17 protein-coding genes are annotated in these 16297 nt (G+C 70.4%); 6 read left to right on the forward strand and 11 right to left on the reverse strand.

All coding sequences use genetic code 11. The features are described from left to right. Nucleotide 1: 1 nt before the first annotated feature. The 3 genes from ADL12_RS10530 to ADL12_RS10540 all read right to left on the reverse strand — a co-directional run bounded on the left by ADL12_RS10530 (nucleotide 2) and on the right by ADL12_RS10540 (nucleotide 3901). Nucleotides 2-1726, reverse strand: a complete 1725-nt coding sequence (locus ADL12_RS10530; RefSeq protein WP_062700879.1) for a sensor histidine kinase — start codon at nucleotides 1724-1726, stop codon at nucleotides 2-4. Nucleotides 1727-1992: 266 nt separating this feature from the next. Next, nucleotides 1993-2844: a hypothetical protein gene (locus ADL12_RS10535; protein WP_062700881.1), complete on the reverse strand. Its 852-nt coding sequence runs from the start codon at nucleotides 2842-2844 to the stop codon at nucleotides 1993-1995. An 82-nt stretch (nucleotides 2845-2926) separates the two neighbouring features. Then, nucleotides 2927-3901, reverse strand: a complete 975-nt coding sequence (locus ADL12_RS10540) for a GlxA family transcriptional regulator (RefSeq protein WP_062700883.1) — start codon at nucleotides 3899-3901, stop codon at nucleotides 2927-2929. A 71-nt stretch (nucleotides 3902-3972) separates the two neighbouring features. On the opposite strand from ADL12_RS10540, the gene ADL12_RS10545 reads away from it, so the two are divergent. Beyond that, complete coding sequence (locus tag ADL12_RS10545; RefSeq protein ID WP_062700884.1) at nucleotides 3973-4923, forward strand: NADP-dependent oxidoreductase; 951 nt, start codon at nucleotides 3973-3975, stop codon at nucleotides 4921-4923. Nucleotides 4924-4935: 12 nt separating this feature from the next. Here ADL12_RS10545 and ADL12_RS10550 read toward each other — a convergent pair whose 3' ends face one another. Next, on the reverse strand, nucleotides 4936-6042 hold the full coding sequence (locus ADL12_RS10550) for an NAD(P)-dependent alcohol dehydrogenase (RefSeq protein WP_062700886.1): 1107 nt from the start codon (nucleotides 6040-6042) through the stop codon (nucleotides 4936-4938). Nucleotides 6043-6067: 25 nt separating this feature from the next. Then, nucleotides 6068-7519 carry an aldehyde dehydrogenase family protein gene (locus ADL12_RS10555; RefSeq protein ID WP_062701033.1) on the reverse strand — a complete coding sequence of 484 codons (1452 nt, stop codon included), beginning with the start codon at nucleotides 7517-7519 and terminating at the stop codon, nucleotides 6068-6070. 103 nt (nucleotides 7520-7622) lie between these two features. On the opposite strand from ADL12_RS10555, the gene ADL12_RS10560 reads away from it, so the two are divergent. Together ADL12_RS10560 and ADL12_RS10565 are read left to right on the forward strand one after the other, a co-directional pair. Then, a complete protein-coding gene (locus tag ADL12_RS10560; RefSeq protein ID WP_062700888.1) occupies nucleotides 7623-8060 on the forward strand; it encodes a MarR family winged helix-turn-helix transcriptional regulator in 438 nt (145 codons plus the stop codon). Nucleotides 8061-8212: 152 nt separating this feature from the next. Beyond that, nucleotides 8213-8593: an anti-sigma factor antagonist gene (locus tag ADL12_RS10565; RefSeq protein ID WP_062700890.1), complete on the forward strand. Its 381-nt coding sequence runs from the start codon at nucleotides 8213-8215 to the stop codon at nucleotides 8591-8593. A 28-nt stretch (nucleotides 8594-8621) separates the two neighbouring features. On the opposite strand, the gene tuf is transcribed toward ADL12_RS10565, so the two are convergent. From tuf to ADL12_RS56335, 4 genes are all read right to left on the reverse strand, one after another. Continuing rightward, on the reverse strand, nucleotides 8622-9815 hold the full coding sequence (gene tuf, locus ADL12_RS10570) for an elongation factor Tu (protein ID WP_062700892.1): 1194 nt from the start codon (nucleotides 9813-9815) through the stop codon (nucleotides 8622-8624). 77 nt (nucleotides 9816-9892) lie between these two features. After that, nucleotides 9893-10846, reverse strand: coding sequence for a ribose-phosphate diphosphokinase (locus ADL12_RS10575; RefSeq protein WP_062700894.1), 954 nt, complete (start codon nucleotides 10844-10846; stop codon nucleotides 9893-9895). Nucleotides 10847-10947: 101 nt separating this feature from the next. Further along, entirely contained in the window at nucleotides 10948-11604 is a 657-nt protein-coding gene (locus ADL12_RS10580) for a cytochrome P450 (RefSeq protein WP_062700896.1), read from the reverse strand. Nucleotides 11605-11697: 93 nt separating this feature from the next. Further along, entirely contained in the window at nucleotides 11698-11919 is a 222-nt protein-coding gene (locus tag ADL12_RS56335; protein WP_062700898.1) for a hypothetical protein, read from the reverse strand. A gap of 172 nt (nucleotides 11920-12091) precedes the next feature. Between ADL12_RS56335 and ADL12_RS10590 the strand changes: the two genes are divergently transcribed. Further along, on the forward strand, nucleotides 12092-12754 hold the full coding sequence (locus ADL12_RS10590) for a DUF4230 domain-containing protein (protein WP_062700899.1): 663 nt from the start codon (nucleotides 12092-12094) through the stop codon (nucleotides 12752-12754). Nucleotides 12755-12769: 15 nt separating this feature from the next. On the opposite strand, the gene ADL12_RS10595 is transcribed toward ADL12_RS10590, so the two are convergent. Continuing rightward, a complete protein-coding gene (locus ADL12_RS10595; protein WP_062700901.1) occupies nucleotides 12770-13093 on the reverse strand; it encodes a hypothetical protein in 324 nt (107 codons plus the stop codon). Between the two features lie 232 nt (nucleotides 13094-13325). Between ADL12_RS10595 and ADL12_RS10600 the strand changes: the two genes are divergently transcribed. Continuing rightward, on the forward strand, nucleotides 13326-13964 hold the full coding sequence (locus tag ADL12_RS10600; RefSeq protein WP_107119879.1) for a VanZ family protein: 639 nt from the start codon (nucleotides 13326-13328) through the stop codon (nucleotides 13962-13964). Nucleotides 13965-14083: 119 nt separating this feature from the next. Here the strand turns inward: ADL12_RS10600 and ADL12_RS10605 are convergent, their stop codons facing one another. After that, complete coding sequence (locus ADL12_RS10605) at nucleotides 14084-14860, reverse strand: sulfite exporter TauE/SafE family protein (protein ID WP_062700903.1); 777 nt, start codon at nucleotides 14858-14860, stop codon at nucleotides 14084-14086. 198 nt (nucleotides 14861-15058) lie between these two features. On the opposite strand from ADL12_RS10605, the gene ADL12_RS10610 reads away from it, so the two are divergent. Further along, the gene (locus ADL12_RS10610; RefSeq protein ID WP_062701037.1) at nucleotides 15059-16288 is read left to right on the forward strand and encodes a ricin-type beta-trefoil lectin domain protein; all 1230 of its coding nucleotides are present in this window, start codon (nucleotides 15059-15061) and stop codon (nucleotides 16286-16288) included. Nucleotides 16289-16297 lie beyond the last annotated feature (9 nt).

Raw genomic sequence — 16297 nt, forward strand, 5'->3', positions numbered from 1 at the left:
ACTAGTCGCTCTCTTCAGTGTGGTGCTCGGTGGATCCGCGCCCGGCAGGTGCGGTTTCCTCCTCGGTGGACTCCTCGCCGGCCTCCCGGCCGGCCGTCGCGAAGGCGGCCAGGCCGACGAACGAGGCGTCCGGCGGGACCGCGGAGACGACGGTCTCCTCGGTCCGCTCCCGGCGCTCGGCCGGCTGGGGCGCGGCCGCCTCGTTGCGTTTGCTGCGGCGCCGGGGCAGTCCGCCGGGCGTGGTGTCCACGGCCTCGCCGGGTTCGGCCACCCATTCGGCGGTGGCCGCCGTGCGCACCGGGGCGGCCTCGGCGGGCTGGGCCGCCGGGGTCGCGGCGGTGGCCGGGGCGGCGGCGGGCAGCGGGCTGAAGTACTTGTGCGGAACCACCACAACCACCGAAGTACCGAGCCAGGGCGAGTCCGCGAAGGTGACGCGGATGCCGTAGCGACGGGCGAGTGCACCGACGACGCGCAGGCCGAGGCTGGCGTCCTCGGAGATGCCGCCGATGCCCGGTCCGGCCGCGGTGCCGGTCAGGGCGTCCTCGGCCTCGCGCTTCTTCTCGTCGCTCAGGCCCTTGCCGGAGTCCTGGATCTCGATGCCGACGCCGTTGGGCACCTCCTTGCCGGAGACCAGCACGGGCTCGCTGGGCGGCGAGTAGCGGGCCGCGTTGTCCAGCAGGTGCGCGAAGATCAGCGTGAGGTGGTCCACCAGGCCGCCGTCCACGCCGAGTTCGGGCAGGTGGCGGATGTCCACGCGGTGGAAGTCCTTGATCCGGCCGACGCCGCCGCGCACCACGCTGAGCAGACGCTGCGGCTCCTGCCACTGCCGTCCCGGCCGGTCCGAGCCGCCGAGCACGCCGATGCTCGCGGCGAGCGAGTCGGCGGGGCCCAGCTCCTGGTCCAGCTCCATCAGACCGCGGGCCACGGCGGGCAGCCGCCCGTGCTCGCCCTGCATCTCGTGCAGGCGGCCGCGGAGCTTGCTGGTCAGCACGTGGATACGGTTGCCGATGCTGATGACGGCCTGTTCGGCGGAGGTCGAGCGGTTGAACTCCTCCTCCACAGCGATCAGGGCGGTGCGCAGCACCTTGCGCAGTTCGGCCTGCAGGTCGGCGCTGACCTTGGCGCACTGGCTGGCCGCGGGCAGCAGGTCGTCGATGGCCTCGCCTGCGCGCAACTGCTTCAGCGCCTCGGGCAGCTGCTCGTCGGCGAGCCGTGCGACCGCGCCCTGCTGGTGCGCGAGCTGCTCCTGCCAGACGTCGGCCTGATCGGTGAGCTGGGACTCGTACGACGTCACCTGGGCGGTGAGGCGCTCCTCGAAGGCGCGTGCCTGCTCGGCCAGTTGGGCTTCGTACGTCGAGCGCTGCTCCGCGAGCTGCGCCTCGTACGCGCCGGACTGATCCGTGAGCTGTCCCTCCAGGGCGGCGCGCTCCGAGGTGAACTTCCGCTCCAGGCCCGCCACATGCTGCTGCCACTGCTGCGAGTGCTCGGCCTGCGTGGTGCGGAAGGAACCCTCGGACCGGCTCAGCTGGGTGCGGGTGCGGATCAGCAGCCGTACGCAGACGGCGCTCGCGGCCGTAGCCGCGACACCCGCGACTCCGGCGGTTATTCGCTCGGAGCTCATGAACGTGGCGGCAACCGTCCCGCCTCCTAAGGCCAGCGGCATCAGCCACCAGCTGTACCAGGCGACAGGGGCCCGCGCCGCCGGCGGCGGAGTGGCGAGTTCCATCTGCATCCTTACAAGCAACACGATCGAACAGGGGGGGTGTGCAAGGGGGGAGCGCACTGATGCATACGCACCACGAGATGACCGATCGCGACCGAGTCAACTCGCAGCGCCGAACGGGAGCTTATCGGGTTCGAACGCAAAAGGATCAACCTGACGGCTTGGCGGAAGTGAGGGTTCCATCACTCTCAGCCAAGAGCACAAACATCGACAAATGCCTTTACTGACCTGCACAGTCGGAGAAAACGACGCCCAGGTTCACGTGGGGTTCACCTGCAGCCCATGCCGTCCTTCACCCGAGGCCAGGCCTCGACGCCGTCGGGGGTGCGGACGTACGCCGTAGACGTGTCTTCGGTCAGCCACAACTGCCGGTCACCGAGCCGGTATCCGGTATCGTGCGCGCCTTCGGGCATGGGTACGTCGCCGTCGTACGCGTCGTTCAGCATGCCGGGTTCGAGGACACCGTCGGGATCGCGGGCGTACAGCTTGCGGTCCTGGTACGCGCCGAGTTCGAGGAAGTGCGCCTGCTGCCAGTCACAGTGGGCCGATCCGACGGAGCTGCTGACCTCGGTGATCGGCACGCGGTGGCCGTCCCTGTCCGTCCAGATCTCGTACTCCTTGGTGGCCGTGAAGCTCTCGGGGAGTTCGGCGGGGTCGCAGGAGGCGCTGGTCTCCGGGCCCCAACCGGGGCGGTTCTTGCGGTCCTTGGCCACGACGACCGCCACCTTGGTCCGCCCGTCGACGTCGTAGGAGAACAGGACCCGGCCGCCCTCCTCGCGCTCCACGCGGTATCCGGACCGCGGCACGTCGGGCTGCTCGATCTCGAAGTACGTCTTGAGGCCGCCCTCGGGCGTGGATCCGCCGTCCCCCTCGCTCCACGGTTCGCTGCCGCCACCCGAGTAGATCTCCCCGTCGCACTCCAGTGCCCGGCCGGCGGCGCCCGACTCGATGCGGGTCGCCCGCGGACCCTCCTCGTCGAGGTTCCGGACGGGCACGTACAGCGGTCCGTCGTACGGCGTGGCCGCCGGTGTGCCCTCGACGACCGCGCTCTCCTCCTCGGTACCGCATCCCACGACCGCGGTCGCCACCAGCACCGCCACTGCCACAAGCCCTCTGCGCATTCCTGCCCCCCCTGTTCACCGTGCTGTCTTGACCCTTCGACGCGGCGGTGGGCAGGAACGTTCGCCTCGACCTGGCGCGCGCCTACCTGGCGGCCGCCGCCTGGAACGTGCGCCGGTACGCCTGCGGCGACACCCCGATCGCGGCATGCAGATGCTGACGCAGGGAGGCTCCCGTGGCGAAGCCGACCTGGCCGGCGATCTGGTCCACCGACAGGTCGCTGGACTCCAGCAGATGCCGGGCGCGGGCGACGCGCTGCTGGATCAGCCAGCGGCCGGGGCTGAGGCCGACCTCGTCGTTGAAGCGGCGGGCGAAGGTGCGCAGGCTCATCCGGGCGTGGGCGGCGAGGTCGGCCAGAGTGAGGGGTTCGTCGAGGCGTTCCAGGGCCCAGGCGCGGGTGGCGGCGGTGCTCACGGCTTCGCTCTCCGGGACCGGCTGCTCGATGTACTGGGCCTGGCCGCCGTCCCGGAAGGGGGGCACGACGCAGCGCCGGGCCACCGCGTTGGCGAGCTCGTGGCCGTGGTCGGTGCGGACGATGTGCAGGCAGACGTCGACGCCGGAGGCGGCGCCGGCCGAGGTGAGGATCCGGCCGTCGTGGACGAAGAGGACGTCCGGGTCGAGGTCGACGTGCGGGTAGCGGCGCCGGAACGGTTCGGTCACCTGCCAGTGCGTGGTGGCCCTGCGGCCGTCGAGGAGGCCCGCCGCGGCGAGGACGAAGGCGGCGGTGCAGATCGACACGATGCGGGCGTCCGGGCGGATCAGCGCGAGTGCGTCGGCGATCTCGGCGGTCAGCTCCGTGGGGATGTACGGGGCCGCCATGGAGGCGACCACCACGGTGTCGGCCGTGGCGAGGATCTCCGGGCCGTGCCGCACGCCGATCGTGAAGTCCGCGTTGCTGCGCACCGGCCGGCCGTCGACGCTGCAGGTCAGCACCTCGTACCGGCCGTCGGCCGCGCCGAAGATCCGGCTGGGTATGCCGAGCTCGAAGGGGTAGACGCCGTCCAGGGCCAGCACCACGACCCGTTCCACGTGCCGTTCACCGCGTCGCTCGTCACTCATGGCACGATCCTATCGAAGGTTGGCAATCGTGCCATTTTCCTGCGCGGCGGCTCCCGGCAGGCTGTTGGACCATGAGCACTGTGAACACGATGCGAGCCATCAGCCAGGACGTTCTCGGCAGTCCCGAGGTCCTCAAGGAAGTGGAACTGCAGCGCCCGACGCCGCGCACGAACGAGGTGCTGGTGCGCGTCCGCGCCGCCGGCGTCAACCCGACCGATTGGAAGCACCGCGCGACAGGCGGTTTCCTGGGCGAGCCGCCCTTCGTCCTGGGCTGGGACGTCTCCGGCGTGGTCGAGGCCGTCGGGATCGGCGTCGCCCGGTTCAAGCCCGGCGACGAGGTCTTCGGGATGCTGTCGTACCCGTTCGGCCACGGCTCGCACGCCGAGTACGTCACCGCGCCGGCGCGCACCTTCGTGCACAAGCCGGCCTCGATCGACCACATTCAGGCGGGCGCGCTGCCGCTGGTCTCCCTCACCGCGTGGCAGGCCCTGGTCGAGTACGCCGACCTCCGGCCCGGGCAGCGGGTGCTGATCCACGCCGCCGCCGGCGGGGTCGGGCACGTGGCCGTGCAGATCGCGAAGGCACGGGGCGCGTATGTGATCGGCACGGCGAGCGCGAGCAAGCACGAGTTCCTGCGCGGAATCGGCGTGGACGAGGCGATCGACTACCGGGAGACCGACTTCACCGAGGCCGTCAAGGACATCGACGTCGTCCTGGACACGATCGGCGGCGACTACTCGACGCGCTCCCTGCGTGTGCTGCGACCGGGCGGACTCGTCGTATCGATCCTGCCGGTCGGTTCGGACGACTTCTACGAGGAGGCCGAGCGGCTCGGTGTCCGGGCGCTGCGGATGCTCGTCGACGCGTCACACAGCGGCATGACGGCGATCGCGGAGCTGGTCCAGGCGGGCGGGCTGCGCGCCGAGATCGCCGGTACCTTCCCGCTGGCCGATGCCGCCGAGGCACACGCGCTGGGCGACACCGGCCGGACGACGGGGAAGCTCGTCCTCGTGATGGACTGATCCCGACCGGGGTCAGAACGTCAGCACGGGCTTGATCGCCTTGCCCGCACCCATGTCCCGTACCGCCTGGTCGATGTCCGCGAACGGATAGGTGCTGATCAGGCGGTGCAGCGGGAGCCGCCCCTCCTTCACCAGGCGGACCAGCGCCGGGATGAAGTTCTGCGTCTCGGCGTCGCCCAGGGTGAGACCGACGACCTGCTTGCCTCCGAGCAACCCGTTGACGTCCAGGGCGACTTCGGTGCCGAACGGCGGGGCGCCGACGACGACCAGGGTGCCGCGGGCGGCGAGCGCGTCGACGCCCTGGCGCAGGACGCCGACGTTGCCCGTGGTCTCCACGACGCCGTCGGCGCCCTGGCCGCCGGTGATCCCGGCGAGCGCCTCGGCGAGGTCGGTCTCGGCAGCGTTGACGGTGTGGGTGGCGCCCAACTCCTTGGCCAGGGACAGGCGTTCGCCGACCCGGTCGACGGCGACGATGTTGGTGGCGGGGGTGAGGGCGGCGGCCATGACCGCGGACAGGCCGACGGCTCCGGCGCCGAGGACGACGACCGTGCTGCCGGTGACCGGCTTCAGGACGTTCCAGACGGCGCCGACTCCGGTCTGCACGCCGCAGCCCAGCGGGGCGATCGACTCCAGCGGCACGTCGGGGTCGACCTTCACGAGGCTGCGCTCGTCCACCAGCGCCCGCTCGGCGAAGGAGGACTGCCCGAAGAAGTGACCGCCGAGCTCCTCGCCGCCCCGGCTGATCGTGCTGCTGCCGTCGGCCCGGCGGCCGCCGATGAGGTTCAGCGGCAGCCAGGTCGCGCAGTACGCCGGGTGTCCGCCCCGGCAGTTGCGGCAGTCGCCGCAGGAGGTGAAGGACAGTACGACGTGGTCGCCCGGCGCGACGCCGGTGACGGACGGGCCGACGGCCTCGACTACGCCCGCACCCTCGTGGCCGAGGACGCCGGGGAGGGGGAAGGGCAGTCCGCCGCTCGCCACGCCGAGGTCCGTGTGGCACAGGCCGGCCGCCACCATGCGGACGACGGCCTCGTGCGGGCCGGGCTCGTCGAGCTCGATGTCGGAGAGGGTGAAGGGTGCTCCGCCGGACTCGACGACGGCGGCACGGGTGGGGATGGACATCTGGCGAATCTCCTTGGCAGTGCGCTCAGTCGAGCGAGACGACGACGGACTTGGTCGTGGAGTAGGCGTCCAGCGCCTCGGGCCCGTACTCGCGGCCGAAGCCGGAGTCCTTGACGCCGCCGAAGGGGACCGCGGGGTCGAGCATCGCCCAGTCGTTGACCCAGACGATGCCGGCCTGGAGCCGGTCGGCGACGCGGTGGGCGCGGGCCAGGTTGCCGGTCTGGACGCCGGAGGCCAGACCGTACGGCGTGGAGTTGGCGAGCTCGACGGCCTCGTCCTCGGAGTCGAAGGGCTGGACGGTGAGGACCGGGCCGAAGATCTCCTCCTGGATCACCCGGGAGTCGTTCGGCAGGTCGGCGATCACGGTGGGCTTGTAGTAGTAGCCGCCGTCGAGGTCGAGCCGCTCACCGCCGCAGACGATGCGGCCGCCCTCCTTGCGGGCCAGGTCGACGTACTCCTCGACCTTGCGCAGGTGCCGCTCCCCCGCCATCGGGCCGACGACGGTCTCGGGCCCCCGCGGGTCGCCGACCGGAACGCCGGGCACGGCGTCGGCGAGGATGCCGAGCAGTGTGCTGTAGACCGGGCGCGCCACCAGCAGCCGCGGCCCGCCCATGCAGAACTGCCCGGTGTTGAAGACGAACCCCTTGATGACCGCGCCGACGGCCTTCTCCAGGTCGGCGTCCTCGAAGACGAGGTGGGCCGCGTTACCGCCGAGCTCCATGGTCACGGGCTTGAGCGCCTCACCGGCGATGCCCGCCACCTTCCGGCCGACCGAGGTCGACCCGGTGAAGGCGACCTTGTCCACACCGGAGTGCCGCAGCAGTGCCTCGCCGGCCGCGGGGCCGCCGGTGACGACGTTGACCACGCCGTCGGGGACACCGGCCCGCTTGACGAGCTCGGCCATGTACAGGGCGCTGAGCGGGGTCTCCTCGGCCGGCTTGTGCACCACCGTGTTGCCCGCCGCGAGCGCCGGGGCGATCTTCGAACCGGCCAGGATCAGCGGGAAGTTGTACGGCGTGATCGCCGCGACCACACCGATCGGCCGACGCCGGACATAGGCGAGGGCGTTCATGGGCGTGTCCCGGAGGGAGCCGTCCAGGGAGTGGGCGAGGGCGGCGAAGTGCTCGTAGTCGTTGGCCGCGTTGGTGACGTCGACGGCGTGGGCGAGCGTGATCGGCTTGCCGACGTCGCGGCTCTCCAGCTCGGCGATGGTGTCGGCGTTCTCCCGGATCAGCTCGGCGACCCGGTGCAACACCCTGCCCCGCTCACGGCCGCTCAGCCCGGACCAGGCGCCGTCGTCGAAGGCCTCCCGCGCGGCGCGCACGGCCGCGTCCACGTCGGCGGCACCGGCGTCCGCGACGGTCGTGACCACCGCGCCGCGGGACGGGTCGACCACCTCGGTGCGCGCTCCGTCGGCGGCCTCACGCCACTGGCCCCCGATGAACAACCGACCGGGTTCGATCTCGAAGGTGGTCATCACCACTCCTCAGCCTCATCGCCAAGATTTCAACTAACAGGATTCCTGCGTGTTCGCAGTCTCATTACAGACAGGTTTCCTGTCAATGCTCTAGGGTGAACTCATGCTCGACACCCAGGCAGCCAAGGCACCTCCGTCGCTTCTCTACATGGTGAAGCAGGTGGAGCTCGTCGTGCGCTCCCACCTCGACGAGCTGGTCAAGCCGTCCGGGATCACGGCACTGCAGTACACCGCGCTCACCGTGCTCCAGCGACACGACGGACTGTCGGCCGCGCAGCTGGCCCGCGACTCGTTCGTCACGGCGCAGTCGATCGCCGATCTGGTGCGCAGCCTGGAGAGCCGCGGGCTCATCCGCCGGGAGCGCAACCCGCGCAATCGCCGGGAGCTGCTGATCCTGCTGACCGACGCGGGGCGCGAGCTGCTCGCAGGGCACGAGGAGTCCGTGCGGGAGCTGGAGGAGCGGATGGTGCGGGACCTCACGGCCCATCAGGCCGAGCAGTTCCGCCAGGCACTCACGAAGGCCTGGCACGCGCTGTCGTAGCCACGCCCCGTTCATCTCGCGACGCCTCTGTCGCAATTCAAAGACATATGTCAATCGAACATGCTCAAATTCGCTCGATCGAGGGTAACTTGCAGTGCGGGTACTGGATTTGAGCACCCGTCGCTAGTGAGCAGGTCGGAGGCGATGTCGTCGTGCAGCAGGATCCTGCGCCGTTCAGTCGGCATCTGCGCGTCCACCGGCACCGGGGCCACACGGTGCTGGAGTTCCGCGGCGAGATCGACATCGCCGCCGCGGTGGAGATAGCGCCGTACCTGGACCGGGTGACGACCCACCCCGGCGCCCGGATCGTGATCGACCTCAGGAGGGTCGAGTTCTTCGACTGCTCCGGACTGCGCCTGCTGTACCGGGCCCGCGCCCGGACACTCGACCACGGCGGACAGCTGCACCTCGTCTGCACCCACCCGCTCACCCTGCGGGTCCTGCGGATCACCGGGCTGTCCCGGCTGCTGCCCCCGCATCCGACGCCGGACGCGGCCCTGGGCCGGCCCGAGGCCACGTCCGGCACGTTATGAGGCTCCTGTCGAGCCCTCCTGCTGCCCCCTACTTCAGGATCTTGGTGACCTGACCGGCCCCCACCGTCCGGCCGCCCTCGCGGATGGCGAACTTCAGCCCTTCTTCCATGGCGATGGGCTGGATCAGCTGGACGTGCATGCCGGTGTTGTCGCCCGGCATGACCATCTCTGTGCCCTTCGGCAGGGTGACCACGCCCGTCACGTCCGTCGTGCGGAAGTAGAACTGGGGACGGTAGTTCTGGAAGAACGGCGTGTGCCGTCCGCCCTCGTCCTTCGACAAGATGTATGCCTGCGCCTCGAACTCCGTGTGCGGGGTGACCGACCCGGGCTTGATGACGACCTGCCCGCGCTCGTCGTCCTCCCGCTTCACACCCCGCAGCAGCAGCCCGACGTTCTCCCCGGCCCGGCCCTCGTCGAGGAGCTTGCGGAACATCTCGATGCCGGTGACGGTGGTCTTCGTCTTCTGGTCGTGGATGCCGATGATCTCGACCTCGCTGTTCACCAGCACCCTGCCGCGCTCGATCCGGCCGGTGACGACCGTGCCCCGGCCGGTGATCGTGAACACGTCCTCGATCGGCATCAGGAACGGCCTGTCGACATCACGCTCCGGCTCCGGGACGGCCGTGTCGACGGCCTCCAGCAGATCGAGCACCGACCGGGCCCACTCCGGGTCCCCTTCCAGGGCCCTGAGCGCGGAGACCTTGACGACCGGGACGTCGTCGCCCGGGAACTCGTACTCCGTCAGCAGCTCGCGCACTTCCAGCTCGACGAGCTCCAGGATCTCCTCGTCGTCCACCATGTCGGTCTTGTTGAGCGCGACGACGATGTACGGCACGCCCACCTGCCGGGCGAGCAGCACGTGTTCCTTGGTCTGCGGCATCGGCCCGTCGGTGGCGGCGACGACCAGGATCGCGCCGTCCATCTGGGCCGCGCCGGTGATCATGTTCTTGATGTAGTCGGCGTGCCCCGGGCAGTCGACGTGCGCGTAGTGCCGGCGCTCCGTCTGGTACTCGACGTGCGCGATGGAGATGGTGATTCCGCGCTGCCGCTCCTCAGGAGCCTTGTCGATCATGTCGAACGGCGTGAACGGGTTCAGGTCGGGATACCTGTCGTGCAGCACCTTCGTGATGGCCGCCGTGAGCGTGGTCTTCCCATGGTCGATGTGACCGATGGTCCCGATGTTCACATGCGGCTTGGTCCGTTCGAACTTCGCCTTCGCCATGGCGAGCCCTCCTGAGCAACCGATGATGCCGAGCCGAGCATCCGGGTGATGCCGAGCCTTGCTCCGCTCCTTCCTGTCTATTCGGTTCCCGGCGCGTCGAACAGGGCGCTGACGGACTCCCCGTTGTGAATGCGGCGCACGGCCTCGGCGAGCGCGGGGGCGATGGACAGGATCCGCAGCTTCTCGGTGCGCTCCTCCTGTGCGACCGGCACCGTGTTGGTGCACACGATCTCCAGTACGTCGGGCTGCTCGCCGATCCGCTTCAGCGCGCCGGACGCGAACAGGCCGTGCGTACAGGCGACGCGGATCGACCGCGGACCCAACTCACGTAGCCGGTCGAGGAGTTCGAGGACGGTACTGCCCTTGGCGATCTCGTCGTCCAGGACGATGACGTCCCGCCCGGCGACGTCACCGATCACCGAGCTGATGCTGACCCGGTCGTCCGCGAACCGCTGCTTGGCGCCCGCGGCGACCTTGGCGCCGATCAGCCGCGCGAACGCGGCCGCCTCCTTGGCGTTGCCCAGGTCGGGCGAGACGACGGTCGTACGGGAGAGGTCGTACTGCCGGAAGTGCGCGGCGAGTTCGCGCAGCGCGTGCAGGTGGTCGACCGGCACCGTGAAGAAGCCGTGCACCTGGGGCGAGTGCAGCGTCATGGCGAGGACGCGGCTCGCGCCGGCCGCCACCATCAGGTCGGCGACGAGCCGGCCGCCGAGGGAGATGCGGGGCGCGTCCTTCTTGTCGGAGCGGGCGTAGGAGTAGTGCGGCATGACGACGGTGATCCGACTCGCGGACGCCCCGCGTGCGGCGTCGCACATGAGCAGCAGCTCGACCAGGTGCTCCTGGACCGGCCGGACCAGCGGCTGGATCAGGAAGACGTCCCGTTCCCGGCAGTTGGCCTGCAGCTGCACCTCCAGGCAGTCGTTGGCGAACCGGCTGACCCGGGTGGGGCTGAGCGGCACCCCCAGGTGAGCGCAGACCTCCGCCGCCAGTTCGGGGTGGGCACTACCGCTGAACACGGCGATCTCTCGCACGAACCGCTCCTCGCATGATCATTACGGGTGGCGGAATCATGCTACTGACCTCGGCAGAAACGTTGCGGCTCACGCCAAGGCGTGGACGTGCGGTGATGGCCTCACCAGGACACGGGCAACCGGAGGGGGCTCCGCGTCATCTGCCCCTCCCGCCACTCGATGGTCTCGGGTGTGAACTCGGCGCGCAGGCGTGGGAAGCGGGCGGCGAGGCGGTGCAGGGCGGGTTCGAGTTCCAGGCGGGCGAGCCAGGCGCCCAGGCAGTGGTGGGGTCCGGCGCCGAAGGCGATGCTGGGCGAGGCCAGGGGTGCGAAGAGGTCGGGATCGCCGGGCGGGAAGACCTCGGGGTCGCGGCCGGCCGAGTTGGTCCGGACGGCGACCACGCTGCCCGCCGGGATCAGCACGCCTCCCACCTCGGTGTCCTCGACGGCGCGGCGGATCAGGCCGGGCAGGACACGGCCCTCGCTGAGCGGGATGGTGCGCAGCAGCTGTTCGGCCGCGGTGGCCGCCGCCTCCGCGTCCTTGGCGAGCCCCGGCCAGGCGGCCTGTCCGTCGGTGAGGAGGTGGACGACGGCGTTGCCGAGGGCCGTCATGGTGGTCTCGTGTCCGGCGACGACCAGTCCGCAGACCAGGGTGACCAGGCGGCGCTCGTCGATGCCGAGCTCGTCGCCCGCCGCGACCAGCCCGCTCACCAGGTCGTCGCCGGGTGCCGTCCGCCGCTCGGCCACCAGCTGACCGGCGAACTCACCGAACTCCCGCATGGCCAGGCCGACTTCCTCGGCGCTGTGGGCGCCGCCGGACAGGGCGTGGTCGGCTCAGTGCCGGATGCGCTCCCGCCGACATCATCGAGGGGTTCACCCGGCCGCTGCCCGTCTCGGTGATCTGCCGCCTGATGGGGCTGGAGCACGTGGACCGCGCAGCAGCTGGTGGGCGGTGCCGTCCTGGTTGAGGAGCCCGTCGGGTGAGTCGAGCAGGTTCGGTACGACGAGCAGGGGCGGGGCGTCCGCCGCGTGCAGCGAACTCCTGTTGAACCGGGGGTCCATGAGCACCTGCCGCACCTCGGCGTACCGGGTCACGAGGCCGGGGCGTGTTGTCTGCGCTCATCCGGGTCTCCAGACGCGCCGGTACGGGCGGTTTCCCACGCTAATGCGCCGTCCCTGCCCCAGTCAGGGGCAGCAATCGGCCAACAGACAGGTCCGGCAAGGGATTTGGGGGTACTTGGTTGAACAGGGAAGGAGGGCCGTCGCCATGACGACTCCCATCAAGCGCATCAACAAGCGCATGCCCGGCTGGGCGAAGGTGGTCAGCGCCCTGATCCTGGTGCTCGTCGTCTTCTTCGCCGGGATCCGGCTGAGCGTGATCCCCGGCCTCAAGGACCTGTTCGGCACCGAGACCAACGACCGTTCGGGTCCCGCACTGCTCCAGTCCATCCAGGACATGAGCCGCTACGACGCCGCCTCCGGCAATTTCCAGATCGTCGTGGATCTGGAGAAGGACGCCAAGTTCCTGCCCGACGCGATCCGCGGCACCCGCACGCTGTACGTCGGCGCGGGCACCGTGGACGCCTATGTCGACCTCGGAAAGGTCGGTGAGAACGACGTCACGGTCAACGACGACCGTACGTCCGCCACACTCCGTCTCCCGCACGCCGCCCTCGGCAAACCGTCCCTGGACCCCGACCGCTCCTACGCCGTGTCCAAGGAGCGCGGTCTCCTCGACCGCCTCGGCGATCTCTTCTCGGACAACCCCAACAGCGAACAGGCCGTCCAGAAACTGGCGGTGAAGCACATCGGCGACGCGGCCAAGGAGAGCAGGCTGACCGCGCGTGCCGAGACCAACACCACCGACATGCTCGAAGGGCTGCTCCACTCCCTCGGCTTCAAGGAGGTGAAGGTGACGTACGGGGCCTGAGCCCCTGCGACTCCCCTACGACAGCAGGCCCGGCAGGGCCGGCGCGCCGAGCACGGCGGCGCCCACCAGCACCCAGGCCACGTAGTCCCCGACGTGCCCGGACTGCAGGCGCCGTAGCGGCCGTGCGCGGTCCGGGGCGGTGAGGAGACCCGGCCGGGTGACGGCCAGGGCCGCCAGGCCCAGGGCCAGCGCGGTCGAGGCGAGGTCCAGCAGCACACCGGCCGGGCTCCAGTGCGGCGCGGCCACCACGGCGCCGCCGGACCCGGCCTCGTTCACGGCGTGCGCGGCCCGCCAGGCCAGGAACTCGGCCGCGGCGGGAAGCGTCGTACGCCGGTCCATACGCCACCTCCGCGGGCCAGAGTCCGTTATTTCCGTTACTTCGGTTCCGCGTCATCCAAACACCACCCCGGGTGACAGAGGCGGCGGCACGCGCGGGTCCTTGGCCGGAGTGCCCCGACAGCATGAAGGGAAACCATGGACGGCCGTGACCGGGAGCGGCGCAGGCGGCATTTCACCGGGTTGGCGGGGTAATCCCCTTACTACAAAGGGAAGTTGAAGACTGGAGGACCGCATGGCCCGTGGAACCCCACGTTCGCGTGCCGCGATACGCCCCGGCACTTCCAAGACCCCAGGCGCCGCCAAGTCGGCGGGCGGCGCCAAATCGTCGCGCGGCACGAAGCCCACAGGCAGGGCCAAGTCCGAGCGCGCCGCCAAGTCCCGGCGCGCCCCGCGCCCCAAGCAGCACGCCCTGCGCTTCCTCGCCCGGCTCCTGGCGATGCTGTGCGCGTTCGCGTTCATGGTCGCCTTCGCCGTCGTCCTGGCGAAACTCACCCTGCAGCCCTCCCCCGCCTCGGAGGCCCTGACCCACACCAACCTCCACCCGGGCCGCTCCCTGCGGGCCTATCTGGACCAGCCCGAACTGCGCGACGCCGTCCGGCAGATCGGCGGGAATCTGCTGCTGGGCGTCCCGTTCGGCATCCTGGTCCCCGTCGTCGCACCACGGACGCGTGGCGTCCTGCGCGTTCTTCTGCTGACGGCGACCGTCATGCTTCTCGTCGAGTGCGCGCAGGGTGCGCTGGTGACGGGGCGCGCCTTCGACATCGACGACGTCATCCTCAACACCACCGGGGCCCTGATCGGCTACCTCCTGCTGGGCCGGCGACTGAGCCGCGCGGTGCACGCCCGGGGGCCGCGCTCCGACAAGGCCTGACGCGGCACCAAGGCCTAGGGCCTGTCCGGCGGATCATGCCGGCGTCGCGGTGCCTGGCACCGCTCGGCTCGGCCGGTCTGCACTGTTTCTTGCAGCCGGCCTGATCCGCCGGACAGGCCCTAGCGCAGCACCAACTGGGCAATGGCCACCGTGCCGACCACCACGATGAGCGCGCGCAGAACGGAAGGGCGCAGGCGGCGGCCTGTCGTGGCCCCGAGATGGCCGCCGACTGCGGACCCGATCGCGAGGAGAGCAACGGCTGCCCAGTCGAAGTCAGCGAAGACGAGGAAGAACAGCGCGGCGACGGAGTTGACCACGGCGACGAGCACGTTCTTGGCGGCGGTGAGGCGTTGCAGGTCGTCGTCGAGGAGCATGCCCATCAGGGCGACGTAGATGATGCCCTGGGCGGCCGAGAAGTAGCCGCCGTAGACGCTGGCCAGGGTCAGCCCGGCAAGCAGCAGAGGGCCACCGTCGGGACGTACGGACCGCCCCTTGCGTGCCCGGCGACCGCGCAGTTTCGCGGTGATCAGCGGCTGGAGAACGACCAGTACGAGGGCGAGCCCCACCAGGGCCGGCACGATCCGTTCGAACGCCGAGGCGGGCAGGGCCAGCAGCAGCGTGGCGCCGGTGAGTCCGCCGAGCAGGGCGCCGGCGCCCCACTTCAGGAGGCGCCGGCGCCGGCCACGGAGTTCCGCGCGATATCCGATGGCTCCGCTGATCGAGCCGGGGATCAGGCCGAGCGCGTTCGAGACCGTGGCGGTGACGGGCGGCAGGCCGGTCGCGAGCAGGACCGGATAGGTGATCAGCGTCCCCGAGCCGACGACGGCGTTGACGGCACCGGCGGCGATGCCTGCGCCCAGGACGGCGAGGAGCTCACCGATGTGTGCGGCGTTCATGGCGAGAAGCCTAGAAACCGAACACTTCGGCAGCGGACGAATCATGCCGTGCCGGGAGGAGCACGCACGCTCAACTTCTGGTCTGTACCAAAGTATTGACGACCCCTTATCTCACTCCTTAAATCAAGTGGCGACACCTTCACCCCCCACCTCGCTCGGCGTACCCGTCCACCGGGTCGTCGTACGGAAGGGAGCATGATGGCCGCCCCACGCCTGCTCCGCACGTGTCTCCTCGCCGCTCTGCCGGCCGTCCTGGTCGCGTCCGCCGCGATCCGACCCGCTCAGGCGGAACCGCCGGATGTCACGGCCGCCGCGGTGACGTTCTCCGACAGCTTCGACGGGCCCGCCGGTGTCGCGGTCGACTCGTCGAAGTGGCAGATCGAGACCGGCGACAACGTCAACAACCATGAGCGGCAGTACTACACCTCGGGCAACAAGAACGCGGCCCTGGACGGCCAGGGCCACCTGGTGATCACGGCCCGGCGCGAGAATCCGGTCAACTACCAGTGCTGGTACGGCACTTGTCAGTACACGTCCGCCCGGCTGAACACCGCCGGGAAGTTCACCGCACAGTACGGGCATGTCGAGGCGCGGCTGAAGGTGCCGCGCGGGCAGGGCATGTGGCCCGCGTTCTGGATGCTCGGCACACCGGTGAACTGGCCGGACTCGGGCGAGATCGACATTATGGAGAACGTCGGCTTCGAGCCCTCGACCGTGCACGGCACTCTCCACGGTCCCGGCTACTCCGGGTCGGGCGGCATAGGGGCCGCCTACTCCCTCCCGAACGGGCAGGCCTTCGCCGACGCCTTCCACACCTTCGCCGTCGACTGGGCGCCCGACTCGATCACCTGGTCCGTGGACGGCAACGTCTACCAGCGGCGCACGCCCGCCGACCTGGGCGGGCGGACCTGGGTGTTCAACAAGCCGTTCTTCCTGATCCTGAACCTCGCGGTCGGCGGCTACTGGCCCGGCGATCCGGACGGATCCACGGTCTTTCCGCAGCAGCTGGTGGTGGACCACGTCTCGGTGACCACCGGCGACTCGGCCGCTGGTGTCGCCATCAGGGGGCTGGCCGGCAAGTGCGTGGACGTGGCCGGGGCGAACCCCGCAGGCGGCACGCCCGTGCAGCTCTACGACTGCAACGGGTCCGCCGCCCAGCAGTGGACCGTGGGCGCCGACGGCACGCTCCGCGCGCTCGGCAAGTGCCTGGACGTGACGGGCAACGGCACGGCGGACGGCTCGACCGTCCAGCTGTGGGAGTGCACCGGCGGCCCGAACCAGAGATGGGCCGTCTCCGCGGCGCGCGACATCGTCAACCCGCAGGCCGACAAGTGCCTCGACGTGACCGGCAACAACCCGGCCAACAGTACGCGGCTGCAGATCTGGACCTGCACGGGCGGCGGCAACCAGAAATGGACGGTCGGCTGACCCGGCCGT

The organism is Streptomyces regalis (assembly GCF_001509475.1).
Taxonomy (GTDB): domain Bacteria; phylum Actinomycetota; class Actinomycetes; order Streptomycetales; family Streptomycetaceae; genus Streptomyces; species Streptomyces regalis.